This window comes from Curtobacterium subtropicum (assembly GCF_030362975.1).
In the GTDB taxonomy this organism is placed as follows: domain Bacteria; phylum Actinomycetota; class Actinomycetes; order Actinomycetales; family Microbacteriaceae; genus Curtobacterium; species Curtobacterium subtropicum.
Window position 1 is genome coordinate 1 of sequence record NZ_JAUCMM010000009.1, and the last position, 26,862, is coordinate 26,862.

The 26,862-nt window shown below is 68.7% G+C and carries 22 protein-coding genes; 1 reads left to right on the plus strand and 21 read right to left on the minus strand.

The features are described 5' to 3' along the window. Nucleotides 1–63: 63 nt before the first annotated feature. From QUG98_RS12480 to QUG98_RS12575, 20 genes are all read right to left on the minus strand, one after another. Nucleotides 64–879, minus strand: coding sequence for a DarT ssDNA thymidine ADP-ribosyltransferase family protein (locus tag QUG98_RS12480; RefSeq protein ID WP_289470848.1), 816 nt, complete (start codon nt 877–879; stop codon nt 64–66). 81 nt (nt 880–960) lie between these two features. Further along, nucleotides 961–1,938 (minus strand): DNA topoisomerase IB, encoded by a 978-nt coding sequence (locus tag QUG98_RS12485; protein WP_289470849.1) that lies wholly within the window; start codon nt 1,936–1,938, stop codon nt 961–963. Nucleotides 1,939–2,095: 157 nt separating this feature from the next. Further along, nucleotides 2,096–3,283 carry an elongation factor Tu gene (gene tuf / locus QUG98_RS12490; RefSeq protein WP_058728450.1) on the minus strand — a complete coding sequence of 396 codons (1,188 nt, stop codon included), beginning with the start codon at nt 3,281–3,283 and terminating at the stop codon, nt 2,096–2,098. 137 nt (nt 3,284–3,420) lie between these two features. Continuing rightward, nucleotides 3,421–5,535, minus strand: coding sequence for an elongation factor G (gene fusA, locus QUG98_RS12495; protein WP_126890947.1), 2,115 nt, complete (start codon nt 5,533–5,535; stop codon nt 3,421–3,423). Nucleotides 5,536–5,636: 101 nt separating this feature from the next. Beyond that, nucleotides 5,637–6,107 (minus strand): 30S ribosomal protein S7, encoded by a 471-nt coding sequence (gene rpsG, locus QUG98_RS12500; RefSeq protein ID WP_058728452.1) that lies wholly within the window; start codon nt 6,105–6,107, stop codon nt 5,637–5,639. 5 nt (nt 6,108–6,112) lie between these two features. Further along, on the minus strand, nt 6,113–6,481 hold the full coding sequence (gene rpsL, locus QUG98_RS12505) for a 30S ribosomal protein S12 (RefSeq protein WP_058728453.1): 369 nt from the start codon (nt 6,479–6,481) through the stop codon (nt 6,113–6,115). A 343-nt stretch (nt 6,482–6,824) separates the two neighbouring features. Further along, complete coding sequence (locus QUG98_RS12510) at nt 6,825–7,958, minus strand: hypothetical protein (RefSeq protein WP_289470851.1); 1,134 nt, start codon at nt 7,956–7,958, stop codon at nt 6,825–6,827. A gap of 128 nt (nt 7,959–8,086) precedes the next feature. Continuing rightward, complete coding sequence (locus tag QUG98_RS12515) at nt 8,087–8,545, minus strand: DUF6121 family protein (RefSeq protein WP_289470852.1); 459 nt, start codon at nt 8,543–8,545, stop codon at nt 8,087–8,089. Between the two features lie 51 nt (nt 8,546–8,596). Beyond that, nucleotides 8,597–9,238: a CBU_0592 family membrane protein gene (locus QUG98_RS12520; protein ID WP_289470853.1), complete on the minus strand. Its 642-nt coding sequence runs from the start codon at nt 9,236–9,238 to the stop codon at nt 8,597–8,599. Nucleotides 9,239–9,410: 172 nt separating this feature from the next. Further along, nucleotides 9,411–10,187: a hypothetical protein gene (locus QUG98_RS12525; protein WP_289470854.1), complete on the minus strand. Its 777-nt coding sequence runs from the start codon at nt 10,185–10,187 to the stop codon at nt 9,411–9,413. Beyond that, the gene (locus QUG98_RS12530) at nt 10,184–10,939 is read right to left on the minus strand and encodes a hypothetical protein (RefSeq protein ID WP_289470855.1); all 756 of its coding nucleotides are present in this window, start codon (nt 10,937–10,939) and stop codon (nt 10,184–10,186) included. The genes QUG98_RS12525 and QUG98_RS12530 overlap by 4 nt, the downstream gene beginning before the upstream one ends. Further along, nucleotides 10,936–11,988, minus strand: a complete 1,053-nt coding sequence (gene pilM, locus QUG98_RS12535) for a type IV pilus assembly protein PilM (protein ID WP_289470856.1) — start codon at nt 11,986–11,988, stop codon at nt 10,936–10,938. Before pilM ends, QUG98_RS12530 begins: the two co-directional genes overlap by 4 nt. A gap of 13 nt (nt 11,989–12,001) precedes the next feature. Next, the gene (locus QUG98_RS12540; protein WP_434533443.1) at nt 12,002–12,835 is read right to left on the minus strand and encodes a prepilin peptidase; all 834 of its coding nucleotides are present in this window, start codon (nt 12,833–12,835) and stop codon (nt 12,002–12,004) included. Beyond that, complete coding sequence (locus QUG98_RS12545) at nt 12,832–14,643, minus strand: hypothetical protein (protein ID WP_289470857.1); 1,812 nt, start codon at nt 14,641–14,643, stop codon at nt 12,832–12,834. Before QUG98_RS12545 ends, QUG98_RS12540 begins: the two co-directional genes overlap by 4 nt. A gap of 2 nt (nt 14,644–14,645) precedes the next feature. Further along, a complete protein-coding gene (locus tag QUG98_RS12550; RefSeq protein ID WP_289470858.1) occupies nt 14,646–15,347 on the minus strand; it encodes a type II secretion system protein in 702 nt (233 codons plus the stop codon). Beyond that, entirely contained in the window at nt 15,344–16,729 is a 1,386-nt protein-coding gene (locus QUG98_RS12555) for a type IV pilus modification PilV family protein (protein WP_289470859.1), read from the minus strand. The genes QUG98_RS12550 and QUG98_RS12555 overlap by 4 nt, the downstream gene beginning before the upstream one ends. Before the next feature lie 82 nt (nt 16,730–16,811). Next, nucleotides 16,812–17,252, minus strand: coding sequence for a type II secretion system protein (locus QUG98_RS16600; RefSeq protein WP_353067849.1), 441 nt, complete (start codon nt 17,250–17,252; stop codon nt 16,812–16,814). 192 nt (nt 17,253–17,444) lie between these two features. After that, nucleotides 17,445–18,668, minus strand: a complete 1,224-nt coding sequence (locus tag QUG98_RS12565) for a type II secretion system F family protein (RefSeq protein ID WP_289470860.1) — start codon at nt 18,666–18,668, stop codon at nt 17,445–17,447. Further along, entirely contained in the window at nt 18,668–20,386 is a 1,719-nt protein-coding gene (locus tag QUG98_RS12570) for a type IV pilus twitching motility protein PilT (RefSeq protein ID WP_289470861.1), read from the minus strand. Before QUG98_RS12570 ends, QUG98_RS12565 begins: the two co-directional genes overlap by 1 nt. Nucleotides 20,387–20,404: 18 nt before the next feature. Next, entirely contained in the window at nt 20,405–22,075 is a 1,671-nt protein-coding gene (locus tag QUG98_RS12575) for a GspE/PulE family protein (protein ID WP_289470862.1), read from the minus strand. Nucleotides 22,076–22,447: 372 nt separating this feature from the next. On the opposite strand from QUG98_RS12575, the gene QUG98_RS12580 reads away from it, so the two are divergent. Beyond that, nucleotides 22,448–22,813 (plus strand): VOC family protein, encoded by a 366-nt coding sequence (locus tag QUG98_RS12580; RefSeq protein WP_058728464.1) that lies wholly within the window; start codon nt 22,448–22,450, stop codon nt 22,811–22,813. Between the two features lie 128 nt (nt 22,814–22,941). On the opposite strand, the gene QUG98_RS12585 is transcribed toward QUG98_RS12580, so the two are convergent. Further along, on the minus strand, nt 22,942–26,823 hold the full coding sequence (locus tag QUG98_RS12585; RefSeq protein WP_289470863.1) for a DNA-directed RNA polymerase subunit beta': 3,882 nt from the start codon (nt 26,821–26,823) through the stop codon (nt 22,942–22,944). Nucleotides 26,824–26,862: the final 39 nt, after the last annotated feature.

The following is a 26,862-nucleotide window of genomic DNA, read 5'->3' on the forward strand; positions in this document are numbered from 1 at the left end:
CGGGGGGGGCCCCGCTCGGACAGGCCGAGCGGGCACGACGGTGCACTGGTCCTGGGTCTGCGGTCAGGACTCCTCGGACACCGGCGGGACGAACCACGGCGGGAACACCGCGACGCGCGGGCCGGTGACGCGGTGCTCGGCGAGCAGGGACTTGACCTGCTGCCGGACGCGGTCGTTCGGCACGCCGATGACGGCGACCGACGAGAACGGCACGCGGGGCCCGGCGAGCAGCTCGAGACCGTGCATCTCCGGGTCGGTGAAGTCCGTGCGGCGGATCAGGTTCGTCGCCGCCTCGGGTCCGACCGCGAAGCGCACGTCGTCGGCCTCGGCGTCCTGGTCGGCGACGATCACCGATGCACCGAAGGCGGACACCGGCACGACGAGGACGACGTACTCCGTGGCACGCGTGCGACGGGCGGCGTCCGACCAACGGGAGCCCTCGGCCCCGCGCCGGAGTTCGTCCCAGCGCGTGGCGTCGGGCGAGAGCGTGAACGAGACGTGACCGGACACCGGGCCACCGTCCGGCGCAGTCGCCTCGGCGCGCGCGGCACGCGTCTCGGCGGAGCTGACGTCGACGGCCGGGGTGGCCGTGTCGGCGGCGAGGATCGCACCCTCGGCGACGATCGACGGCAGGTTGTCGACGTGGGTGGCGTGGTGTGCCCGGAGCGACGCGAAGACACGGGGCTCGGGCAGTTCGGGAGCGGCCGGCGAGCGGAGCGACGAGGAGCCGCGCGCGGGAGCCGGGGTGGAGCGGAGGTCGGTGGTGATGCGGGTCCGACGGGGGGTCGGTGTGGTGGGGACGGCAGGCACCTCGGCCTGTCGGGGGGAGCAGATGTCGCAGAGTTCGGTGGGGAAACCGTGGATGCACTCGTCGGTCACGACTGGGAGGGGTCCTTCCGTGCCCGGGTGGGGGAGGTCGGGCACGGTGTCCAACCGTACGTCATGAACCGCCCCCGTCCGTCACTGTCGGTAGAGCAGGGCGCGTACCTCGGACTCGGCCGCGTGCAGGCGCTCGGGGTCGATGGTCTCGCCGTGCTGGTAGGCGTCGAGCAGCCGCGGGTCGATGTAGCTCTGCCGGCACACCGTCGGGGTGTTGCCGAGCTCCTCGCTGGCGGCCTTGACGGCGTGCGAGACGGCCTTCTTGCGCTTCGCCTCGCTCGGCTGCGGGCCGGTGCGTGCCAGGTCGACCGCGGCGGCCACGGTGCCGTGCAGGGTCCGGAAGTCCTTCGCGGTGAACTCGTCGCCGGCGCGCTCCTTCACGTACTCGTTGATGTCCTCCGCCGCGAGGGGCTCCCAGTCGGCACCGCGTTCGGCACGGAACGACAGCAGTCGGGCGGTCGGGCCACGTCGCTTCATCCCGGCGATGACCCGCGCCAGGTCGTGGTCGTGGATGGTGGACGACCACTCCTGCCCGCTCTTGCCCGGGAAGTCGAGCTCGATGTCGTCGCCGGACACGTGGGCGTGCGCGCAGAGCAGCGTCGACAGGCCGCGGCTGCCGTGCTCGGTCGCGTAGCGCTCGGACCCGACACGGAGCGAACCCTGGTCGAGCATCCGGAAGGCCGCGGCGAGAGCACGTCGCCGATCGGGCTCAGGCCGTCGGAGGTCCTGTGTCACCATCCGACGGGCGGACGGCAGCGACTCGGCGAGTGCGAGCGCGCGATCGTACTTGATCCGGTCCATCCGCTCACGCCAGCCCGGGTGGTACATGTACTGCCGCCGGCCGGCCCCGTCGATCCCCGTCGCCAGGATGTGCCCGTTGTCGTACGGCGAGATCCAGACGTCGTCCCACGCCGGCGGGATGACGAGTTCGTCCAGGCGCTTGCGGACGTCCTTGTCGGTCACCGTCGCGCCGTCCGGGTCGCGGTACGAGAAGCCCTTGCCGCTGCGGACACGGTGGTACCCACGACCGTTGGTCGCGGAGCGGCGGAGACGGGTCACCCGGACGATGTTGCCCGTCACTGCCTGGGACCGGTCACCGGGAGACGATCCGAGGCCGCGCCGGAGGAGCGGACCGGGGCCACGCCGGGAACGACGAAGCGGGGCCGGGCCCGAAGGCCCGACCCCGCTGACGCAGTGTCTTCCGGAGAACCGGGAGTTACTTGACAATCTCCTCGACCGTACCGGCGCCGACCGTGCGGCCACCCTCACGGATGGCGAAGCGGAGGCCGGCCTCCATGGCGATCGGCTGGATCAGCTCGACCGACATGGCGACGGTGTCGCCGGGCATGACCATCTCGGTGCCCTCGGGCAGCGTGATGACGCCGGTGACGTCCGTGGTGCGGAAGTAGAACTGCGGACGGTAGTTCGCGTAGAACGGGTTGTGACGACCGCCCTCTTCCTTGGTCAGGATGTACGCGTTCGCCTTGAACTCGGTGTGCGGCGTGACCGAACCCGGCTTCACGACGACCTGGCCGCGCTCGACGTCCTCGCGCTTGAGGCCACGGATGAGGAGACCGGTGTTGTCGCCCGCCTCAGCCTTGTCCAGCAGCTTGCGGAACATCTCGATGCCCGTGACCGTGGTCTTCTGCGTCGGGCGGATGCCGACGATCTCGACCTCGGAGTTGAGGTCCAGCGTGCCACGCTCGACACGACCGGTGACGACGGTGCCACGACCGGTGATCGTGAAGACGTCCTCGATCGGCATGAGGAACGGCTGGTCGGTGGCGCGCACCGGGTCCGGGACGTTCTCGTCGACGGCGGACATCAGGTCCTGGACGGACTTGACCCACTTCTCGTCGCCCTCGAGCGCCTTGAGCGCCGAGACCTGCACGACGGGGGCGTCCTCGTCGAACTCCTGCGAGCCGAGGAGCTCACGGACCTCGAGCTCGACGAGCTCCAGGATCTCCTCGTCGTCCACCATGTCGGACTTGTTCAGCGCGACGACGATGTAGGGGACGCCGACCTGGCGGGCGAGCAGCACGTGCTCACGCGTCTGGGGCATCGGGCCGTCGGTGGCGGCGACCACGAGGATCGCGCCGTCCATCTGCGCCGCACCGGTGATCATGTTCTTGACGTAGTCGGCGTGACCCGGAGCGTCGACGTGCGCGTAGTGGCGCTTGTCGGTCTGGTACTCGACGTGCGAGATGTTGATCGTGATGCCGCGGTCGCGCTCCTCGGGAGCGCTGTCGATCTGAGCGAAGTCACGGGCCTCGTTGAGGTCCGGGTACTGGTCGTGCAGAACCTTGGTGATCGCCGCCGTGAGCGTGGTCTTGCCGTGGTCGACGTGACCGATGGTTCCGATGTTGACGTGCGGCTTGGTCCGCTCGAACTTGGCCTTGGCCACTGTGGGTCCTCCTCAGGACTCGGAGAGCATGCCCCCGGTTCGGTGAACCGTTGGCGTGCAGGGTGTGTGTCTAACTGTACTTGGTGACGAGGGGCCCGTCGCCGGGCACCCTCGCCTGTGGAGAGAACGCCGGAGCGTTACTCTCCGCTGTTCTTCGCGATGATCTCCTCGGCGACCTTGGCCGGGACCTGGCTGTAGGTCTCGAAGGTCATCGAGTAGACCGCACGACCAGAGGTCTTGGACCGGAGGTCCCCGACGTAGCCGAACATCTCGGACAGCGGAACGCTCGCGCGGACCACCTTGACGCCCGAGGCGTCCTCCATCGAGGCGATCTGGCCACGACGGGAGTTCAGGTCACCGATGACGTCGCCCATGTACTCCTCAGGAGTACGGACCTCGACGGCCATGATCGGCTCGAGGATGGCGGGGCCGGCCTTGCGGGCGGCCTCCTTGTAGGCGATGGAACCGGCGATCTTGAACGCCATCTCGGACGAGTCGACGTCGTGCGCCGCGCCGTCCTTGAGGATGGCCTTCACACCGACGGTCGGGTACCCGGCGAGGATGCCGACCTGCATGGCGTCCTGGATACCGGCGTCGACCGACGGGATGTACTCACGCGGGACGCGACCACCGGTGACGGCGTTCTCGAACTCGTAGACCTTCTCGGCCGTGACTTCCATCGGCTCGAGGGCGATCTGCACCTTCGCGAACTGGCCGGAACCACCGGTCTGCTTCTTGTGCGTGTAGTCGTAGCGCTCGACGACCTTGGTCAGGGTCTCGCGGTAGGCCACCTGCGGCTTGCCGACCGACGCCTCGACCTTGAACTCGCGCTTCATGCGGTCGACGAGGATGTCGAGGTGGAGCTCGCCCATGCCCTTGATCGTCGTCTGACCGGTCTCGGCGTTGAGCTCGACGCGGAACGTCGGGTCCTCTTCCGCGAGCTTCTGGATGGCCGTGGAGAGCTTCTCCTGGTCGGCCTTCGTGTTCGGCTCGATGGCGACCTCGATCACCGGCTCCGGGAACGTCATCGACTCGAGGACGACCTGGTCGGTCGGGTCGCAGAGCGTGTCACCGGTGGTGGTGTCCTTGAGGCCGATCACCGCGTAGATGTGGCCCGCGGTCACGTTGTCGACCGGGTTCTCCTTGTTGGAGTGCATCTGGAAGATCTTGCCGATGCGCTCCTTCTTGCCCTTGGTCGAGTTGATGACCTGGGCACCGGACTCGATCGAGCCGGAGTACACGCGGACGTAGGTCAGACGACCGAAGAAGGGGTGCACCGCGACCTTGAACGCCAGGGCCGAGAACGGCTCGGTGGCGTCGGGCTTGCGGATGATCTCCTTCTCCTCGTCCTTGACGTCGTGGCCGATCATCGGCGGCACGTCGAGCGGGGACGGGAGGTAGTCGATGACCGCGTCGAGCATCGGCTGGACGCCGCGGTTCTTGAAGGCCGAGCCGCACAGGACCGGGTAGACCTCGGAGGCGATCGTGAGCTTGCGGATCGCGCCCTTGATCTCGTCCTTGGTCAGCTCCTCGCCGCCGAAGAACTTCTCGAGCAGGGCGTCATCGGTCTCGGCGACGCGCTCGATCAGCTTCGCGCGGTACTCCTCGGCACGGTCCTTGAGGTCAGCCGGGATCTCCTGGACCTCGTACTGGGCGCCCATGGTCACGTCACCCTTGGCGTCGCCGGGCCAGACCTTGGCGTGCATCTCGATGAGGTCGATGACGCCGACGAAGTCGTTCTCGGCACCGATCGGGAGCTGGAGCACGAGCGGCTCCGCACCCAGGCGGTTGATGATCGTGTCGACGGTGAAGTAGAAGTCCGCGCCGAGCTTGTCCATCTTGTTGACGAAGCAGATGCGGGGGACGTCGTACTTGTCCGCCTGACGCCACACGGTCTCGGACTGGGGCTCGACGCCCTCCTTGCCGTCGAAGACGGCGACGGCACCGTCGAGGACGCGGAGCGAACGCTCCACCTCGACCGTGAAGTCCACGTGACCGGGGGTGTCGATGATGTTGATCTGGTTGTTGTCCCAGAAGCAGGTCGTCGCGGCCGACGTGATCGTGATGCCGCGCTCCTGCTCCTGCGCCATCCAGTCCATCGTGGCAGCGCCGTCGTGGACCTCACCGATCTTGTGCGTGATGCCCGTGTAGAACAGGATGCGCTCGGTCGTCGTGGTCTTGCCGGCATCGATGTGCGCCATGATGCCGATGTTGCGGACCTTGTTCAGGTCGGTGAGCACGTCCTGTGCCACAGGTTCCTCCGGAAGAGTTGTAGGAGAGGTTGGCGCCCGGGCGGGCGTCGGCGGTGCGTGACCACCGACGCCCGATCGGAGCCGGGACTACCGAGCCGGGATTACCAGCGGTAGTGGGCGAAGGCCTTGTTCGACTCGGCCATCTTGTGGGTGTCCTCACGGCGCTTGACCGCGGCACCGAGACCGTTCGACGCGTCGAGGATCTCGTTCATGAGACGCTCGGTCATCGTCTTCTCGCGACGGGCCTTGGCGTACGAGGTGAGCCAGCGGAGCGCGAGGGTGTTCGCGCGGTGCGGCTTGACCTCGACCGGGACCTGGTAGGTCGAGCCACCGACGCGGCGGCTGCGGACCTCGAGGGTCGGACGGACGTTGTCGAGCGCCTTCTTCAGCGTCGCGACGGCGTCCTGCTGGTTCTTGGCGGAGACGCCCTCGAGTGCATCGTAGACGATGCGCTCGGCGAGGCCCTTCTTGCCGTCCAGGAGGATCTTGTTGACGAGCTGCGAGACGATCGGCGCGCCGTACACCGGGTCGGCGACGACGGGACGCTTCGGGGCGGGACCCTTACGAGGCATCTATCTCAACCCTTCTTCGCGCCGTAGCGGCTGCGGGCCTGCTTACGGTTCTTGACGGCCTGGGTGTCCAGGGCACCGCGGATGATCTTGTAGCGCACACCGGGGAGGTCCTTCACGCGACCGCCGCGGACGAGCACCATCGAGTGCTCCTGCAGGTTGTGGCCCTCACCGGGGATGTAGGCCGTGACCTCGGTGCCGTTCGAGAGCTTCACACGAGCGACCTTGCGCAGGGCCGAGTTCGGCTTCTTGGGGGTGGTGGTGTAGACGCGGGTGCAGACACCACGCTGCTGGGGGTTCGCCTTCAGTGCCGGCGCCTTGGTCTTGACGACCTTGGGCGTACGACCCTTGCGAACGAGCTGCTGGATGGTAGGCAACTGTTCTCCTGGTTCTTCGCTCGTGCTCTGGCCGACGCCTTCCGTCGGCTTCCTCATCCCACGCTGATCACCGCCTGACGGCGGAGGGAGGTCGTGGGATGGATGACCCGGTACGGTCTCGTCGAGGTCGACGAGGGTGACCCGGGATTTCGGGCGCGCCCGAGGGCGCACACCCGGTAGAGACTACCCGCGTCACACGGCGAAATCAATCCGGGCGCGTCGCGCCCGGAGCAGGCCGACGCCGGTGTGGCGAGGCGGGCCCCCGGACCGTCGACCGCCCGGCCGGAGCGGTCCGCGGTGGTGGGACGGGCCTCCAGGCCGGCGACCTGGGCGCGCGTCCGTGTCAGGAGCCGGTGTCGGACGAACCGTTGCCGATGGCGGACTCGAACGTCGCTCCGGCGTCGGAGAAGCCGGAGACGTAGCCGCTCGCGTTGACGTTCATCGGCCCCGCCGAGGCCGTGCCGACGCCGCCCGGCCCGGAGATGTCGGCAGTGAACGTGGCGCGACCGAGACTCGTCGTCGAGACCGCCCACCCGCGCGACAGCCACCCGCCGACCGTCACCTGCGGACGCTGCTCGAGTGTCCACTTCTGGTTCGTGTACGTATAGGCGGGGTCCTCGCCGTAGGCGTAGAAGCTGCAGCCCGCGGGGGCCGGGTCGGTGGAGGCGATGCAGCCGTCGACCCAGCGGTCGACCGCCTGCTGCGCCGCCTGCTCACCGTCGTCCGTGAGCTCCGTCGTCATGGAGACCGGGGCCGAGCTGGTCCCGTCGAAGCCGGAGATGCGGGCGGTCGCACCCGCTGCCGTGAACCACTTGCCGCCGTCGACCGTCACGGCGTACGAGCCAGGGAGTGCGATCAGGTCGGCGATGCCGTCGTCGGACGTCCGGACGCGCTGACCCGCGACCTCGACCGGCGTGCCGCCCGGGCCGCGTACCGAGACCTGTACGCGTCCGAGGTCGGGAGCCTGGAGCTCCCACACGGGGAAGACCCCCCAGTCGGTCCCCGTGCGGTCGAGCGTGAAGGTGGACGCGACGTCCCGGCCGCCCTGCCGCAGGTAGGCGCGCACGGTCGCGGTGTCACCGTCGGTGCGCGTCGCCGCGATGCGGTAGCCGGTGACGCGGTCGGTGGCCTTCGCGTAGGCGGCGTCGGTCAGCAGGACGTCCGCGTCGTCGTGGTCGACACCCGCCAGGCGCAGTGCGTCGTCCACGTGGCCGGCCGTCAGGTCGTCGAGGAAGGCGCGCACCGGCCGGTCGGCCGAGTGCGAGGAGGACTGGACCGCGTACCCGACGACGCCCGTGGCGAGCAGCAGCACCGTGGCCGCACCGCCGGCGATGATGCCCACCAGTGCACCGCGACGCATGCGGCGACGCGGACGGGATGCAGCCGGGACGGTGACGGCCACCGGCGGCTCCTGCGTGCCGCGGAGCGTGTCGACGTGCGGGACCCGTGCCCACCCGTCCGGCTGGTTGTCGGTCATGCGTCCCCCGTCGTGCCTGTGCCTGCTCCGGGATCCTACCGCCGGGCGGTGTCACCCGACCGGGCTGTGGACGGCGAAGGACCTTTGCCCGAGCGGGTCGGGGACGATCCGCTCGCGAGCGACCGGACTCAGCGCCGGTCACCCTCCCCGCCGGGAGCTGCGTCCGCGGAACGCTGGCGAGCCTGGTGGCGGGCGGCGGACACCCCGCCGAGGACGCAGAGCAGCGCGACGACCACCGAGCCGACCACGAACGGACTCAGCGCGGAGCCCGCGGGGAAGACGAGCAGCTCCGTGCCGTCACCACGCGACATCGAGTAGCCCACCGCCCCCGTCGCGAGCATCGCCAAGTAGGTGCCGGCAGCGGCGACGAGTCCGGTGACGCCGGGGTTTCCCTCGCGGATGCCCGCGGCCGTCGCGAGGAACACGACCGCGGCCGCCGCGACCACCATCGTCGGTCCGAGGTAGGGGCTCGCGTCCGGCTGCGGGATCGCCTCGACGTCCGCGAGGAGGGCTTCGAAGCCCATCACCGCGATGACGAGCGCGATGAAGAGGACCGACGTCATCGTCGCGATCAGCCACCGGGACATGGCTCGATCGTACTGCCGGGCACCCTGGATGACGGGCCCGGCGTCGCCGCGTCAGCGGGCGGTGTGCTCCTGGGCGCGCTCGAGCTCGTGCAGCTGCTCGGGCTGCCGCTGGTCGTGCTGCCGCTGGTCGTGCTGCTGCTGCTCGTCCCGCTGCTCGTGCTGCTGCTGCTCGTGCTGCTGCGCGGCCGCGACGAGCGCGAGCGCGATCGTCGCGGTGATGACCGGGACGGACTCGGTCATGGGGGCGACGGGCGTCGACACGGTGTCGTCCTGGAGGCGCGGCTCGGCACGCTCGCCCTCCCCCGGCTCCGCCTCGGGCCGGCTCTCGGCCGGCGCCGCCTCGTGGTCGCGCAGCGCCGGCCCGACGACCGGCAGGACGGCGGTCGTCGTCGGGGGCTCGACGTGCAGGACGGCGACCGTCGGGGACTCGGGGACTCCCCGTCGGGCGGCCCGGCGCGCGCGGCCCATGCGCACCAGGACCACGACGGCGATGACGGCCCAGACGCCGTTCACGATCGTCGACGGGACCGCGTGGTGCGCAGCGACGTTGATGGCGACGGACAGCCCGCCGACCAGGTTGAGGGACTGGTAGAGCGGCCCGTTCGGGATCTTGCCCAGCGAGAACAGCAGGTAACCTGCGAGAACGGTTACTGCTCCGAACCAACCGAGGAACTCCACGATTCCGACAAACACGCGCGACTCCGGGCACGACGAGGAACGGCCGTCCTGAGGCGACCGTCCGAGAGGGGTGTGAGCAGCCGCGAGTGCGGCGTCGGGAGCATCGTAGGCACACCGACGGGTGTCGCGGAAGCGGGTGCGGCGTGGCGTGTCGCACCCACTTCGTGGGGGGCTCTGCGGAGGGGCGTCAGCCGTTCGTCGAGGCGCTCGACGAGGACGCTGCCGCGGCCTGTTCGGCTTGCGTCGAGGCGGCGTCCTTGAACACGTAGATCGTCCCGCTGAAGGTCCACGTCGGCGCCGCTGATCCGGCCGCTGCGTCGGACGACGAGGCCTCGGCGAGCGACGAGGAGATCGAGTCGACCAGGAACAGGCGAGGGTCTGACTGGACCCCCTTCACGAAGGCGAGCGCTTCGGAGAACTCGCCGTCGACCGACACCGAGACCGGGATCACCGAGAAGTTCGTCGCGGTGATGCTGCCGTTCGTGGTCACGCCTGGCGACTTCGGCACAGAGGGCGTCGCAGTCGGGGATGGGGACGCCGACGGGGAGGCCGACGCGGCATCGGTGGACGTACCGGCGTCGGTGGCCGTACCGGCGTCGGTACTCGACGACGCGGGCGGCGCGTACTCCATCGCATCGCCGACGGTGATGGAGGCGATCTTGACACCGCTCGCCTCGGCCGTCGCATTGAGTTCTGTGATGAACGGAGCCACCGCGGCGGAATCGGGGACCGAGGCCTGCAAAGCCGCCAGGTCGGACTGCATCGTGGGGAGCGTCTCCGCCTGCTCCCGCAACCGCTCCAGCTCCTCACGGGTCGTGCGGTTCGTCTGCTCGACGGAAGCCTGCTCCGCGCTGGCGGCTGTCGCCCGGTCGAGCTGCGGCTGGACGCCGAGGAAGAACGCCCCGACCACGACCACGACGGCTGCCACGGACGCGAGCATCAGCATCAGTTTGTTCCTGCTCACGACTTGCCCTTCAGGTCGTACTCGCCGCTGAACGCGTCATCGTCGAGGTGGATGGTCATGTCGACCGTGTAGACGTTCGTCGCGGCGTCGAGGGTCACCGAGTTCGCATTCGCGTCGACGAAGGCCGGGATGCCCTTCAGCGAGTCGAGCCATGCCGGGACGGACGGCAGCGTGGTGCTCGCGGCATCGATCGTGAGGGTCGCGATGCGCTGCCCCTGGAGCGGACTCGTCCCCTGCGGGTAGGCCTCGAGCGGGGTGGCGGAATCGACCTGGACTCCGGTGATCGTCACGCCGGACGGGAGCAGGTCCTGGATCCGCTGCAACGTCGGCTGCCACTCGACCTCGGTCGACCCGCCGACGGCCTGCGCCGCACGGAGGAGCTCCGACTGCTTCTCGATCGCGCGGACGTCACGGAACTGCTGTTGTTGGAGCAAGAGGGCTCCCGTTTCCTGCCGTGCCTGCTCCAGTTGTGCATCGGCCTGCGCCGCGAGCATCGACACCAGGACGACTGCGGTGGCGGCGGCGATCGCCAGGATCAGGACGGCCAGCCAAGCGCGCCGCACGACGGCGCGTTCACGACGATCGACGTGCACCTCGGTGGGCAGGAGGTCGACGGACGGGACGCCACCGACCACGAGCGATCCGCCCGCGGTCTTCCCCTGACGTTTCGTCCGCTGCGCGGTCTCGGCGGCGATGCGGCTCTCCCGTGTCGCGGCACCACGTCGCTTCGGCAGTTCGAGGATCTTGGTCATGCTGCGCTGCTCCCGTTGGCGAGGCCCCAGGCTACGGCGACGGCACTGCCGCGCGAGGTGACGTCTTCTCGACGGATGAACCGGCTCATGGCGGCGTCGGACATCGCATCGCCCAGGACGACGGGGATCCGGGTGTGGCCCTGCAGGGCTTCTGCGAAGCCCGGGAGACTTGCACCACCGCCGGCGATGACCAGACTCGTGATCACCGACCCCTCGCGGGTGCTCGTGAAGTAGTTGACGGTGTTGCGGAGGCTCGTCAGCAGCTCGCTTGCGAGTTCCTGGATGACCGATGCTGCGCGGAGGTCGTCTGCGGTCTGCGCGCGATCACCGAGGCCGATCCACCGCTTCACTGCCTCGGCCTGCTCGACCGGGATGTCCAGGGCGGTAGCCAGCGACTGCGTCAGTCCGTCCCCTCCGGTGGGGATGATCCGGACGAACTGGGGCACACCGTCCGTCGCGATGACCACCGTCGTCGTGTTCGCTCCGATCTCGGCGAGCACGTGCGTCCCCGGGTACTTGGCGGCCGGCAGGTAGACGCGGGAGAGCGCGAACGGGATGAGGTCCACGCCGACCGGGTTCAAGCCAGCCAACTGGACTGCACGCACGTTGGCGAGGACCGCGTCCTTCACCGCGGCGATGAGGAGACCGTGGACGAGCGGTCCGTCCGGTCCGTCGGTCTCCGAGACCGGGTAGAAGTCCAGGATCGCGTCACCGACCGGGACCGGGAGCATGTCCTGGACCTGGAAGGGCAGTGATTCGCGGATCTGCGCGAGCGGAGCGCGAGGCACCGTGAGGTCGCGTGACAGCACCCGCTGGTTGCCCACGCCGAGCACGACGTCCTTGGACCGGAACCGGCCGAGCTTCCAGAGCTCTCGGAGGCTGGCGGCGACCGTGTTCGGCTCGAGCACCTCGCCTCGCTTGGTGGACCCCGAGACGAGGGAGACCTCCGCGATGCGCTGGATCGTCGCCGCCGGCTTGTCGGGGTTCACCACCTCCACTGCCCGGATGCTCTCCCCGCCGATGTCGACGCCGACCACACTCTTGACCATGTCAGGTCCTTCCTCAGGCCAGGCCTGTGAACTGGAGGTACCCGCCGAGGACGGCCTCGCCGGCGAACACGCCGATCCAGGCACCAACGAGCATCCACGGGCCGAAGGGGATGCCGGTTCGACGCTTCGCGCGCCCGGTCGTCAGGAGACCGATCGCGAACGTACCGCCCAGGACGAAGGCGCCGAAAGCTCCCACTGTGAGGGGTCCCCATCCGAGGTACGCGAGGACGAAGCCGAGGACTCCAGCGAGCTTGACGTCCCCGAGCCCCATCCCACCGGGAACCGCGAGTGCGAGCAGGAGGTACCCGCCGCCGAGCCCGACGAGACCGACCAGCGCTCTGCCCAGGGCCGGCCAGTCACCGTCGAGCGCACTGGCCGCGACGAGGAGCGCCCCGATCACGGGGTAGGCCGGCAGGACGAGTGCGTTCGGGAGTCGGTGGACGTCGAGGTCGATGAGTGCGAGGGCCACGGAGATCGACACGAGGTAGAGCAGGGCTCCGAGGACCAGGACGGCGGCAACGACGAGACGCGGTGCCGCAGCGGACACCACGGTCGGTCCGAACCGCACCACCACCGCGACGAAGAGGAGCGCCGTGACCAGTTCCACGAGCGGGTACCGCACGGAGATGGGCAGGGCGCAGTCTCGACAGCGGCCCCGGAGCAGGAGCCAGGAGAGCACCGGCACGTTGTCGCGGGCACGGATCGGGTGGCCGCACCTCGGACAGGTGCTCGCGGGCGCCGCGACGGACACCCCGGCAGGCACCCGGTGGACGACGACGTTGAGGAACGATCCGATCGCGAGCCCGATCGTCCCGCCGACCGTGGTCATGAGGGCGAGGACCGTCACAGCGCCCTGCCGTTCGGGTCGTAGGCCGGTGCGACCTCGATCTGCGAGGTCACCTTGTACGTCGTGACCACGGGCTGTGGGAAGAACGGAGGCGTGTAGCTCGTGAGGCTCGAGTCGTACCCGTACGCCTTCAGGTACCCGTTGTTCCCCTTGCCGACCGCGCCGCGGTACCGCTGGGCGATCGACCCGTTCAGGGTCAGGGTCCCTCGATCGCCGCCGTACGCGTAGTTCTGGACGGTGAAGGTGCCCTGGTTGGAGAGGATCGCGCCGGACACCGTTCGGTCGTCGGTGAGGAACGGGTAGCTCGTGCCGCCCGAGACGTACATCGGGTTCCACACCATCACGGCTTCCTGCCCGACGATGCCGGCGACGGTCGACGCCGCGCGGTTCGTCGTGTACTGGAGGTCGCCGGTGATGTAGACGTAGTTCTCGGCGACGAGTGTGATCGACGCATCGACCTTGCCGGACACGAAGAGGTCACCGTTCGAACAGCCGTACGCCGTGCTGAACGCGATCGAGTTGCCCTGCGCGTCCCTCGGCTTCGACTCCGAGTACGTTCCCGAGTAGCCGGGGATGGAACCGCGGAACGGGAAGCCCAGCCCGTTGTCCGTCACCGACGGCGTCTTCATGCACGCAGAGGGGGCGTTCGACGTCGTGTACCTCGAGAAGTAGTAGTTCGGGTTGGTCGAGCTGCCGCTGCCTGCACTGGCGGGCTCGTCCTGGACGTAGACGAGGTTGTTGGCCAGCAGGCTCGTGCTGACGGTCGCCCCTGCGCCCTGGAGGTCGGAGATGGCACCGCACTTGGACGGTGCTGATCCGTACGGCGACGTCCTCTGCAGGTTCGTCGCGAGTGTCAGCGGCGAGCGGATCTTCATCTGACCGTTGCCGAGGAACGTGATCTGTGTCGGCCCGGTGTAGAGGCACCCGGTACCCGGCGAGGTGCCGGTGACCGTGGAGTCGTCGGAGTACATGCGATCGCGACCGGCGCTGACTGTCGACGGCGGCGTGTACGAACCGACAACCTCGGGCTGGTAGCCGCTGTAGTACTTGAACGACGGCGTTCGCGTCGGGCTGCAGACGCGGTTGCTCCAACCCTGCGCCGACTGGACCGTGTTCATGAACGTTCCGCCGCAGATGAGCATCATGTCGTTCGAGCGGATCGGACCGTTCAACACGTCGCCGTCCTGGAACTGGATGCGACTGCAGGCAGAGCCGCCGTTCGACGGCCTCGCGGTGAAGTCCGCGTTCTGGTACACGTTCGTGCAGGTCTCCCCGGTGATGTCGGGGTCGCCGGACTCGAAGTCGGTCCAGTAGAGGTAGTTCGAGAAGCCGTCCGGCTTCACGTTGGCGACGAGCGTCCGCGTCGTGCTCCCGGCCCTACCGGTCACCTGGACGCGCACGATGCCCTGCTGCCCGTAGATGCTGTTGTCCACGGCGTACCGGTACGACGAGGCCCCGCCCGAACCCGACGAGTCCGGCACCACCACCCAGCTGGTGAAGGCGGCGTTGCCGCCGGTGCCCTTCGGGAAGGTGTCTCCGGTGCTGAACGGTTGACCGGCGTCGCCGTACTTCGTCGCGTAGGTGTTGTCGGCGTTGACCCGCGACTGGTACTCGGCGAGACCGGCGTACGCGGCTGCCATTGCGTTCGCGTAGTCGCGATCCGAGGACGTCTTCGTCGCGCCCGTGGTCGCGATGCCCATCATCGTCGCCGCCAGGATCAGGACGATCATGCCGATGCCGAGCACAGCGACGAGCGCGACCCCTCGGTCGTCGTCCGCCGCGCGGAGTGCGTTCAGTGTCCGCCGCACGATCAGCTCCGGAGGTTGGGCATGCCCACGGTGCTCGTGAGCGTGACGTTGTTGGCTGCCGACGGTCTGGTCGCGTCGCGCTCACCCACCGTGAGCCCGATCGACACCGAGGTGACGGCTTGGAGGTCCGTGGCGCTGAGGCCGTTCGCCGTCGGCGTCAGGACCACGTTCGCAGCGTTGCGGTAGGTGAACAGCGTCGTGGGGACGACCGACTCCGCGAGCCTCAGCGTCGACGTCGGCGTGTTCGGGAGGGTCGGTGTGCTCGCACGCGGGAAGTCGAAGTAGCTGCGCGTGATGTCGGTCGGCGTGCCGTTCCACTTCGTCTCGGTGATCGTGCCGCTCGTGGGATCGAGCGTGAACTGCACCTCGACCGGTTGCACGTCGACCGTCGAGTTCAGGTTGATGTAGGCGAAGAAGCGGACGGACGTCGCCGACGCGTACTGGAACGCGTACTGCGTGTTCACCCCGCTGGCCACGGGGTTGTTGGACGCCACACGGAACATGCGCTGCATCTCGCGCATCGCCGTCGAGGCAACGCGGGTGTTCGAGTCGACCCCGGTCGCGGTGCTCGAAGCACGTGAGACCGATGCGAAGAACGCCCCGACCATCGCGAGCACGAGCGTCGTGACGCTGAGCACGACGATGAGCTCCGCGAGGGAGACGCCGCGATCGTCCTGGTGCAGCCGCCGCAACACGCGCATCACGGTGCGCGCCTCGGGTCGAGCAGGACCTTGTTCCCCGAGACCGACACGCCGACTGCAGGCGACACGGTGGGGGCCCCGCCCGAGTACGAGATCGTGATGACCCCGCCCAGGATCCGCGTCACGGAGCCGGACTGCAGCGTGTAGGTGCCGTACGGCAGCGCGATGGTGACCGTGCCGCCGGCGGGGAGGCCGCTGAAGGTGTAGCTCGCGGCCGTCGCGCAGCCCGGATCCCCCGAGTTCGGTGTCGGCGCGGTCGTCGTCGCGGTGAGCGCGTTGTCACCGTTCCCCGCGAGCTTCACGGTGAGGATCTGCACCGGCGCCCTGACGGCGTTCGTCCCCACGAGGGGTTGTCCGACGCCCCGCGGGGCGACCGACGCACCGTTGGCCGTCGTCCAGTTCTCCGGATCGGTGCTCGCACAGGCGGCGGGGGTGCCGGCAACGGCCTTGTACCCGTCCGTGAACGGGAACACCTGCGCGGTCGTGCCGGCTGCGTACGGTCCGAAGTCAGCGGTCTTCCGACGGAGCGAAACGGGCGCGGACGACGGCGCGGTGAACGCCGTCGTGCTGGCGTTCGGGTCGATCCACTGGGGGGCGACGGTCAGCGCATCGTCGTAGTTGAACGTCGCCGAGGACGTCTGGTTGGCCTGGACGCGCACGGTGGTCGAGGGGGTCCCGGTCTGCGCGCCGAGCGATCCCGAGGACGTACCGTCGTCGATGTTGCCGGACTTCGACAGCGTCACGTCGTAGGACCCGGGCTTGACGTTGAGGGCGTACGTGCACCCGGTCACGTCGGTCGCCGCGATCGTCGACGTGATGGCAGTGGCCCCGTTCGGGTTCGTGCGGTTCGGGCTGATGCCGACGCTGACGCCGGAGTTCCCGCTGCCGTCCACCCGGGATACGGCGACGATGATCGTCCCGAGGTTCGGAGCGGTGACCGACGTGGGCGGAGCGACGAGGCTGTTCATCGAGACGGACTGTCCGTCGCCGCGCCCGCCCGCCGTCCAGCTGACGGTCATCGACACCCGCTTGTACGCCAGCGGGCCACCGCCGGCGCCGCAGGCGTTGGCGGCTCCCGCGGTGGCGACCCAACGCGCTGTCTGCGTGATCGAGTAGTCGACTCCGCCCACCGTCCGCTGTGACGTACCGTCCACCACACCGAAGAGGTTGGTCGAGGTCCGCGCACGGTCGATGGCGTCCTGCGCCAGGTTGATGGCGACCTCGCGCGAGCGGGACCCGTGCGCGAGGTAGAGCGAGCTCGCGATCCCCATCGCGACACCGGCGGCGATCATCGCGAACACCGTCATGGCGACGAGCACCTCGATGATCGAGAACCCGTCGTCACGGTTGCGTGCCTCGTCGACGAGTGTCGAGAGTCGCTGCACGAGATCACCTCCGTGAGACAGCTGGTTCCGGCAGTGAGCCGGACCCGCCCCGTTCGAGGCGAGCCCGGCACGTGTTGGTGGACTACGGGGTCACGGACGGGCAGGCGCCGTCCTTCGCGCCGCCGTCCTGGTCCACGTAGAACTGCTTGGTGGAGTTGCTCGTGACCTGGATGCAGAACGTGCCGTTGGTCGCGTTCGAACGGACGAGCGACGGAGCGGCGCCCTTACCGGACTCGTAGGTTCCGCTCGGGCTGTACCCACTGAGGTTGCTGAGGTTTGCGGGGAAGGCATTGTTCGCCGTGTACGCGGCGATGACCGCCGTCTTCGCGTTCTGGATGTCCGACTTCGCCGATGCGTCCTTCGCGTTGTTCTGCACGTTCAGGTACACCGGGATGGCGATCGCGGCGAGGATGCCGATGATGATCACGACGACCAGGAGTTCGATGAGCGTGAAGCCCTTCTCCTTGTCCTCGAGGAGGCCCTTGCGGCGAGCGTCGAGCTTGCCCATGAGAGCGAAGTACATGGTGGATTCCATTCTTCTGGGGAATGCGATGGGGATGTGCCGCAGAGTGCTCCGCCGCCGCTGGCAAGCGTATTGACGGCCTTTTCCGGGCATAATCCCGAGAACGGGGGTGATCTGCGTTGCGAAATGCCCCCAGTACCGGGGGTGCGGGATTCCTGACGAACCCCCGAACGGAGGGCGTGCGCCGTCGAGTTACTTGACGAGCGAGGTGATCTCGAAGATCGGGAGGTACAGCGCGACGATCATCCCGCCCACAACGACGCCGAGGAATGCGATCAACAGCGGTTCGATCAATGCCGTGAGGGATTCCGTCGTCGCTTCGACCTCGTTGTCGTAGAAGATCGAGATCTTCTCGAGCATGACCTCGAGCGATCCGGCGTCCTCGCCGACCGCCACCATCTGCGAGACCATCTTCGGGAAGACCGTTTCGCGATCGAGCGGCACCGCGATCGATTCACCTTTCCTGACCGATTCGGAAACGCGGCCGAGAGCGCGCTCCACGACGAAGTTGTTCGACACTTCGCCCGCGATCTGGAGCGCTTGCAGGATCGGGACGCCGGCGCCGATCATGTTCGACAGGTTCCGGGCGAACCGTGCGATGACGATCTTCCGGTTCAACTGCCCGAAGACCGGCAGCCTGAGCTTCACCGGGTCGATGAGCCCCCGCACACGGTCCGTGTTCTTGTTGGCCCGCCACCAGAGCCAGATCGCGATCGCGCCGACCAGCAGCACCGGGCCGACGTAGACCATTGCGTGTGACGCGTAGACGAGCACCATGGTCGGCAGCGGGAGGTGCCCCCCGAGCGACGAGAACATCTTCTGGAAGATCGGCACGATGAAGATCAGCATGACCACGACGGCCAGCAGCGACATCACGAGCACCACGACCGGGTAGGTCATGGCCGACCTGATCGTCGACCGGAGCTTGTGCTCCTTCTCGAAGTTCGTCGCGATCGAGTCCATCGCCTGGTCCAGGAACCCGCCCGTCTCGCCGGCTCGGATCATGTTGATCATGATCGGCGGGAAGTCGACCGGGTACTTCGCCACGGCGTCGGAGAACGAGACGCCCCGCTCGACGTCGTCACGGACCTTGCCGAGGATGTCCCTGAGCTTCTTGTTGTCCGTCTGGTCGGCCAGGATCGTGAGTGCACGCAGCAGCGAGAGCCCGGACGACAGCATGGTCGAGGCCTGGCGCGACATGATCGCCAGGTCCTTGAGCCCGACGCCCTTCTCGAACCCCGGGATCTTGATCTCGGTCTGCAGCCCGGTGCCCGGCTTCGCCTCGGTGATCGCGATCGGCGAGACGCCCATCGTCCGGAGCCGCTGCACGACGGCCCCCTCGGACGCTGCGTCGAGCCGACCCTTGACGAGCTTGCCGGCGCCGTCGCGGCCCCGGTAGTCGAACGCGAGTGACATCAGTGGCCTCCGGAGTACTTGTCGCCGAAGTCGATCTCGGAGGCGGCGATCGCCGCGGCGGACGAGTCGGACGGCGACTCGACGCGCTGCACGAGCCGGTCGAAGCCGTCCTCGTCGTGCACCTTCTCCATCGCCGCGGCCCGGGTGACGGTACCGACGTTGACGAGCTCGGCGAGGTCCTGGTCCATCGTGTGCATCCCGGCGTCGCGGCCGGCCTGCATCGCCGAGGTGATCTGGTACGTCTTGCCCTCGCGCACCAGGTTCGCGATCGCGGGCGTCGTCTTCATGATCTCGGTGGCGACGACGCGGCCTGATCCGTTCGCCTTCGGCACGAGGGTCTGGCAGACGACCCCTTCGAGGGTCGCCGCCAGCTGGGTGCGGATCTGCCCCTGCTGGTGCGGCGGGAACACGTCGATGACGCGGTCGATCGTGCCGGGAGCGCTCTGCGTGTGCAGGGTCGCGAAGACCAGGTGGCCGGTCTCGGCGGCGGTCAGGGCGACGGAGATGGTCTCGAGGTCGCGGAGCTCACCGATCAGGATGACGTCGGGGTCCTGCCGCAGCACGTGCTTCAGCGCGGCGGCGAACGAGTGCGTGTCGGCACCGACCTCGCGCTGGTTGATGATCGCCTTCTTGTGCTCGTGCATGAACTCGATCGGGTCCTCGACCGTCACGATGTGGTCGGCACGGGTCTCGTTGACCAGGTCGATGAGCGCAGCGAGGGTCGTCGACTTGCCGGAGCCGGTCGGCCCGGTCACGAGCACGAGTCCGCGGGGCAGCTTCGCGAACTCCCCGACGTGCGCGGGGATGCCGAGCTGCTTGAGCGTCTTGATCTTCGTCGGGATGATGCGGAACGCCGCGCCCCAGTTGCCGCGCTGCTGGTAGTAGTTCACGCGGAAGCGGAACTCCGGCGAGAGCGAGTACGCGAAGTCGAGCTCCTGCTCGTGGTCGAACTGGCCGGCCTGCTCGGGCGTGAGCAGCGTCTTCAGCGCGGCGATGACCTTGTTGCGCGCCCACGGCCCCCCGGGCACCGCGGGACGCAGCGACCCGTCGACCCGCACGGTGGGTGGGGCGTCCGCGGTGACGTGGAGGTCGGACGCTCCCTGGTACACGACCTGCGACAGAGCCGTGATGAGGTCGGCGTCGGCGACCTCGCGAGCGTGGCGCGTGAAGCCGATCTCGGGGTGTGACGCGGGATCGACCCCGGGCCCGGGGACAGCGGTGCCGGTGATCGTGCGACCGGGCACCCCCGGGGAGACGGTCTGGAGGCTCGTGGTCGCCACCGCGGGCGCCACCGGCAGGTGCTCGGTCACCGCATCCGCGTACCCGTACGCCGCGGTCGACGGCGGGACCGCCGCAGGGGGCGTCGCCGGCGCGGCCTGCGGCTGCGCCACCGGCACGGCGACGGGGTCACCGGCGGGCGGCGGCCACGACGACCCACCGGCCGGGGTCGTCCCCGTGGCCACCGTGCCGAGCGGGTCGCCCCAGACAGCCGATGCCTCCCAGCCGCCCTCGGTCGACAGGTCGTAGACGGCGTTGCTCGACGTCGGCACGGCGGCCATGTCGGTCGGCGTCACCGCGTGCGCCGACGCCGCAGCGGCCGCAGCAGCAGCCGCGAGCCGCGCAGCCCGACGGCCACCGACCTCGTTGCCCGGACTCCCGGGGTGCCACCCGGCGACGGGGTCGTCGCCGGCCTCGATGTCGTACACCGATTCGTTCATCGTCCTCGTGCTCCCGGGCTACGCGACCACGCGCAGGATCTCGTCGACGCTGGTCAGGCCGAGCTTGACCTTCTCCCACCCGTCCTGCCGGAGCGTGAGCATGCCCTGCTGCTGGGCGACGCGGCTGATCTCGGCGCTCGAGGCGCGCGCGACCGCGAGGCGCTCGATCTCCTCGGTCACGGTCATGACCTCGTGCAGGGCGATGCGGCCGCGGTACCCGGTGTTCGAGCAGACGGCGCACCCGACCGGCGCGGAGAACTCCGGCACGGGCGCGTCCGGACGGTCGAGGAACCCGAGCGCGTGCAGCTGCTCGGCCTCGTACACGGCAGGGGCCTTGCACCGGTCGCAGAGCCGGCGGGCCAGCCGCTGGGCGACCACCGAGTCGAGCGCGGACCCGACCAGGAAGGGCTCGATGTCCATCTCCGTCAGACGGGTGACGGCCGACGGGGCGTCGTTCGTGTGCAGGGTGGAGAGCACCAGGTGCCCGGTGAGCGAGGCCTCGATCGCGATCTGCGCGGTCTCGTGGTCGCGGATCTCACCGAGGAGCACCACGTCCGGGTCGGATCGAAGGATCGAGCGCAGCGCGGACGCGAAGGTCAGGCCGGCCTTCGGGTTGACCTGCACCTGGTTGATCCCGGCCATCCGGTACTCGACCGGGTCCTCGACCGTGATGACGTTGATCTCGGGCTTCGCGACGGCGTTGAGCGTTGTGTACAGCGTGGTGGACTTGCCCGAACCGGTGGGCCCGGTGACCAGGATCATGCCGTACGGCTTCGAGTAGGACCGCTGGTACGCCTGGAAGTTCTGCTCCAGCAGGTTGAGGTCCTTGAGCGTCAGCGACGTGTTCGTGTTGTCGAGGATGCGCATGACGACCTTCTCGCCCCACACCGTGGGCAGCGTCGCCACGCGCAGGTCGATCTGCCGGCCGCCGTGCCGCACCGACATCCGGCCGTCCTGCGGCTTCCGACGCTCGGCGATGTCGATGTCGCTCATGATCTTGAGCCGGCTGATCACGCCGTTCTGGATGTTCTTCGGGGCGGGAGCCATCTCGTGCAGCACGCCGTCGATGCGGTAGCGCACCCGGACCTCGTGCTCGCCCGGCTCGATGTGGATGTCGGAGGCGTGGTCCTGGATCGCCTGCGACACGAGCAGGTTGACGAAGCGGACGATCGGGACGTCGTCGAGCGCACCGTCGGTCAGGTCCACCTGCTGCTGGCTCTGCACGGCCGACTGGTCCTCGAGCGACGAGGTCAGGTCGTTCAGCTCGTCGTCCGCACGCAGGTACCGGTCGAGGGCGCTGACGAGGTCGCGCTCCTCCACCTGGAGCGGCTTGATCGCGCGACCCGATGCGGTGCGGGCGTCGTCGATCGCGAGCACGTTCGACGGGTTCACCATCGCCAGCACGAGCGTCTCGCCCTCGAACCCGATGCCGAGCACGCCGTGGCGACGGCAGAGCGCCGCAGGCAGCATCGACACCGCGGTGCCGTCGACCGGGTAGTCGGTCAGCGGCACGGTGTGGGAGTTGTTCGAGGCCGCGCGCGCCGTGATGTACTGCGCCTCGCTCACGACGCCCTGGTCCACCAGGGAACGGATGGCACGCTCGTCGATCGCCTCGTCGCCGGTCATGGAGTCGAGGTGTTCGATCGGCAGTGCGCCGTTGAGGATGAGGATCTCGGACAGGGTGGCCATGTGTCCCGGGGCCTCCTTCGGGTCGAGACCGGGTCGTGGGGGTGTGCCCCGCAGCGGCGCGGCGCCCGTCCACGCTACGGCCGCCCGGTCCGGCCCCCGCAGTCCCACAACGAGGGGGCGACGGGGTGGCGTGTGCCCCCAGTGCTGGGGTACCGACTGGTTCCGAGTGGTCCGGCTGGCGGTCGTCATGCGTCGATGCTCCGGCTCCGGCACGTCGGCGCGGGGTCCGGACCGGGTGTCGGTGGACGGGACGTCCACGGCCGTGCCCTGTGGAGGAAGGTGCCGGCACGTGCAGGAAGAACGGTGCAGCGGCCTGGGCACCTGCACGAGGAACCCCTCGACGTGCGGGGCCGCTGCGCGCCATGATGAGACATGGACATCACGAGCGTGACCGTGGGGCTCCCCGTCTCCGACATCGAGGCGTCCTGCCTCTGGTACGGCGCAGTGTTCCAGCGGGCAGATCCGGACCTCGAGCCCGAGGACGGCGTGGTGGAGTACGAGATCGGCGGCATCTGGCTGCAGCTGTACCTCGACGCCGACGCCGAGCGACGCCCCGCGACCGTCCGCTTCGGCGTCGACGACGTCCGGTCGCAGCACGCCCGCATCGGGTCGCTCGGCATCGACGTCGGACCGGTCGAGTGCGTCGACGGCGCCGTCGACTGGTTCGACGTCCGCGACCCCGACGGCAACGTCCTCAGCCTGTACTCGCTGGTCGACGAGAAGGGCCGCACCGCCTGAGACCCGACCGACCGGCGGACGGGAGGCACGGGGCGGGCCCGCCACGAGCCTCCCGTCCGGCCCTGGTTCAGCAACGAGGAAGGCCCCCGCATCCGAGGATGCGGGGGCCTTCCGGGTTCAGCTCAGGCTCAGTTGTAGGTGCCCGGCGTGAAGTCGTCCGACGAGAAGCTGTCGAAGTCGACGAAGCTCAGGTCGGCGTCCGAGAACGAGGAGTCGTCGGCGAAGATGCGGTTGGGGTACCGCTCCGCCTTGGCTTCCTCGGTCGCGGCGACGTCCACGTCACGGTACCGGCTGAGGCCCGTCCCGGCGGGGATGAGCTTACCGATGATGACGTTCTCCTTGAGGCCGACGAGGTGGTCCTGCTTGCCCTCCATGGCCGCCTGCGTGAGGACGCGGGTGGTCTCCTGGAAGGACGCGGCGGACAGCCACGACTCGGTCGCGAGGGACGCCTTCGTGATGCCCATGACCTCCTGGCGAGCCGAGGCGGTCTTGCGACCCTCCTGCAGCGCCGCACGGTTCAGCGCGTTGTAGCGCGACCGGTCGACGAGCTCACCCGGCAGCAGGTCGGTGTCGCCGTGGTCGACGACGGTGACCTTGCGGAGCATCTGGCGGACGATGACCTCGATGTGCTTGTCGTGGATCGGCACGCCCTGCGAGCCGTACACGTCCTGCACACCGTTGACGAGGTGCTTCTGGACCTCGCGCACACCCTTGACCCGGAGGACCTCCTTCGGGTCCACCGTGCCGGCGATGAACTGCTCGCCGAGCTCGACGTGCTGGCCGTCCTCGATGAGGAGGGTCGCACGCTTGAGCACCGGGTAGATGAACGGCTCGTCGCCGTTGTCCGGCGTGAGGATGATCCGACGACCCTTGTCCGTGTCCTCGATCGTGACGCGGCCGGGGGCCTCGGCGATCGGGGACGCGCCCTTCGGGGTGCGGGCCTCGAAGAGCTCGGTCACGCGGGGCAGACCCTGCGTGATGTCGTCGGCCGAGGCCGAACCACCCGTGTGGAAGGTACGCATCGTCAGCTGGGTACCCGGCTCACCGATGGACTGGGCGGCGATGATGCCGACCGCCTCGCCGATGTCGACGAGGTTGCCCGTGGCGAGCGAACGGCCGTAGCACTTCGCGCAGACGCCGACGGCGGACTCACAGGTCAGGACCGAGCGCACCTTGATGCTCTCGACACCCGCCTCGAGCAGCGTGTCCAGCAGGACGTCACCGACGTCCGAGCCGGCCTCGGCGACCACGGTGCCGTTCGCGTCGACGGCCTCGACGGCCAGGGTGCGCGAGTACACCGTGTTCTCGACGCGCGGGTCGCGGACGAGCCCGCCGTCCTCGCCCTTGGTCGCGATCGGGAGCTCGAGGCCACGGGTCGTCCCGCAGTCGTCCTCACGGATGATGACGTCCTGCGACACGTCCACGAGACGACGGGTCAGGTAGCCCGAGTCGGCGGTACGGAGAGCCGTGTCCGCCAGACCCTTGCGGGCACCGTGCGTGGCGATGAAGTACTCCGCCACGGTCAGGCCCTCGCGGTACGAGTTGATGATCGGGCGGGCGATGATCTCACCCTTCGGGTTGTTCACCAGACCACGCATACCGGCGATGTTGCGCACCTGCAGCCAGTTACCACGAGCACCCGACGAGACCATGCGGTTGATGGTGTTGTCGATCGGGAAGTTGTCGCGCATCTCCTGCGCGATCTCGTTCGTGGCCTCGGTCCAGATCTTGATCAGGTCGGCGCGGCGCTCCGCGTCGGTGATCAGACCCTTGTCGAACTCGCCCTGGACCTTGGCGGCCTGGACCTCGTAGCCCGCGATGATCTCCTTCTTGCGAGGAGGCGTCACGACGTCCGACAGCGCCACGGTCACACCGGAGCGCGTGCCCCAGTAGAAGCCCGCGTCCTTGATCCGGTCCAGCGCGGCGGCCGTCTCGGTCTTGGAGTAGCGCTCGGCGAGGTCGTTGACGATCGCGGAGAGGGTGCCCTTGTCGGTGACGCGCTGGACGAACGGGTAGTCCGCCGGCAGCGTCTCGTTGAAGAGCGCACGGCCCAGGGTGGTCTCGAGGAGGATCGGCTGACCGACCTCGTATCCCTCCGGCGCCTCGCCCTCGGCGAAGTGGACACCCGACATGCGGATCTTCACCATCGCGTTGAGGTGCAGCGTGTTCTGGTCCTTGGCCAGGATCGCCTCGGCGACCGACGAGAACGCACGGCCCTCGCCGAGCGCGCCCTCGCGGACGGTCGTCAGGTGGTGCAGACCGATGATCATGTCCTGTGCGGGCAGGGTCACCGGACGGCCGTCCGACGGCTTGAGGATGTTGTTCGAGGCGAGCATCAGGATGCGGGCCTCGGCCTGGGCCTCGACCGACAGCGGCAGGTGCACGGCCATCTGGTCACCGTCGAAGTCCGCGTTGAACGCAGCACACACGAGCGGGTGGAGCTGGATGGCCTTGCCCTCGACGAGCTGCGGCTCGAACGCCTGGATGCCCAGGCGGTGCAGCGTCGGCGCACGGTTCAGCAGGACGGGGCGCTCGCGGATGATCTCCTCGAGCACGTCCCACACCTGCGGACGCGAGCGCTCGACCATGCGCTTGGCCGACTTGATGTTCTGCGCGTGCGACAGGTCGATGAGGCGCTTGATGACGAACGGCTTGAACAGCTCGAGCGCCATCTGCTTCGGCAGACCGCACTGGTGCAGCTTGAGCTGCGGGCCGACGATGATGACCGAACGACCCGAGTAGTCGACGCGCTTGCCGAGCAGGTTCTGGCGGAAGCGACCCTGCTTTCCCTTGAGCATGTCGCTCAGGGACTTCAGGGCGCGGTTGCCGGTACCCGTGACCGGGCGGCCACGACGACCGTTGTCGAACAGCGCGTCGACCGCTTCCTGCAGCATGCGCTTCTCGTTGTTCACGATGATCTCGGGGGCACCGAGGTCGAGCAGGCGGCGGAGACGGTTGTTGCGGTTGATCACACGACGGTAGAGGTCGTTGAGGTCCGACGTGGCGAAGCGGCCACCGTCGAGCTGCACCATCGGGCGGAGCTCCGGCGGGATGACCGGCACGACGTCGAGCACCATCGCGGCCGGCGAGTTGCCGGTGGCGAGGAAGGAGCTGACGACGCGCAGACGCTTGATCGCGCGGATCTTCTTCTGGCCCTTGCCCTCCGCGATCTGCAGGCGCAGCGACTCGGCCTCGGCGGCCAGGTCGAACGCCTCGAGCCGCAGCTTGATCGCCTCGGCGCCCATGTACGCGTCGAAGTAGATCCCGAAGCGGTCCTGCAGCTCGTGGAACACGGCGTCCTCGGGCTTGAGGTCGCCGACCTTGAGGTTGCGGAAGTCCTCCCACACGCGCTCGAGGCGGGTGATGTCCTCGTCGAAGGACTTGCGGACCTGGGACATCTCCTTCTCGGCGGTGTCCTTGGTCCGGCGCTTCACGTCGGCCTTGGCGCCCTCTTCCTCGAGCGCTGCGAGGTCGTCCTCGAGCTTCTTGAGGCGGTCGGCGATGATCGAGTCACGCTGACCCTCGAGGTTCTTGATCTCGAGGCGCATCTCGTTCTCGAGACCGGGCATGTCGGCGTGACGGCCCTCTTCATCGATGTCGATGATCATGTACGCCGCGAAGTAGATGACCTTCTCGAGGTCCTTCGGCGCCATGTCGAGGAGGTACCCGAGGCGCGACGGGACGCCCTTGAAGTACCAGATGTGCGTGACGGGTGCGGCGAGCTCGATGTGGCCCATGCGCTCACGACGGACCGAGGACTTGGTGACCTCGACGCCGCAGCGCTCGCAGACGATGCCCTTGAAGCGGACACGCTTGTACTTGCCGCAGGCGCACTCCCAGTCGCGGGACGGACCGAAGATCTGCTCGCCGAACAGACCGTCCTTCTCGGGCTTCAGGGTGCGGTAGTTGATGGTCTCCGGCTTCTTGACCTCGCCGTACGACCACTGACGGATGTCCTCGGCGGTCGCGAGGCCGATCCGGATGGCGTCAAATGACGTTGCTTCGAGCAATGTTCTTCTCTCTTGCTGAGTTCGAAACGTGTTCGGTAC

Bases quoted from the DNA above. Each gene is read 5' to 3' on its own strand.
- QUG98_RS12565 (WP_289470860.1), bottom strand. From the start codon at position 18,668: ATGTCACTCGCGTTCGACTACCGGGGCCGCGACGGCGCCGGCAAGCTC.
- QUG98_RS16600 (WP_353067849.1), bottom strand. From the start codon at position 17,252: ATGTACTTCGCTCTCATGGGCAAGCTCGACGCTCGCCGCAAGGGCCTC.
- QUG98_RS12575 (WP_289470862.1), bottom strand. From the start codon at position 22,075: ATGGCCACCCTGTCCGAGATCCTCATCCTCAACGGCGCACTGCCGATC.
- pilM (WP_289470856.1), bottom strand. From the start codon at position 11,988: ATGGTCAAGAGTGTGGTCGGCGTCGACATCGGCGGGGAGAGCATCCGG.
- QUG98_RS12515 (WP_289470852.1), bottom strand. From the start codon at position 8,545: ATGTCCCGGTGGCTGATCGCGACGATGACGTCGGTCCTCTTCATCGCG.
- rpsG (WP_058728452.1), bottom strand. From the start codon at position 6,107: ATGCCTCGTAAGGGTCCCGCCCCGAAGCGTCCCGTCGTCGCCGACCCG.
- QUG98_RS12530 (WP_289470855.1), bottom strand. From the start codon at position 10,939: ATGACCAAGATCCTCGAACTGCCGAAGCGACGTGGTGCCGCGACACGG.
- QUG98_RS12570 (WP_289470861.1), bottom strand. From the start codon at position 20,386: ATGAACGAATCGGTGTACGACATCGAGGCCGGCGACGACCCCGTCGCC.
- QUG98_RS12510 (WP_289470851.1), bottom strand. From the start codon at position 7,958: ATGACCGACAACCAGCCGGACGGGTGGGCACGGGTCCCGCACGTCGAC.
- QUG98_RS12580 (WP_058728464.1), top strand. From the start codon at position 22,448: ATGGACATCACGAGCGTGACCGTGGGGCTCCCCGTCTCCGACATCGAG.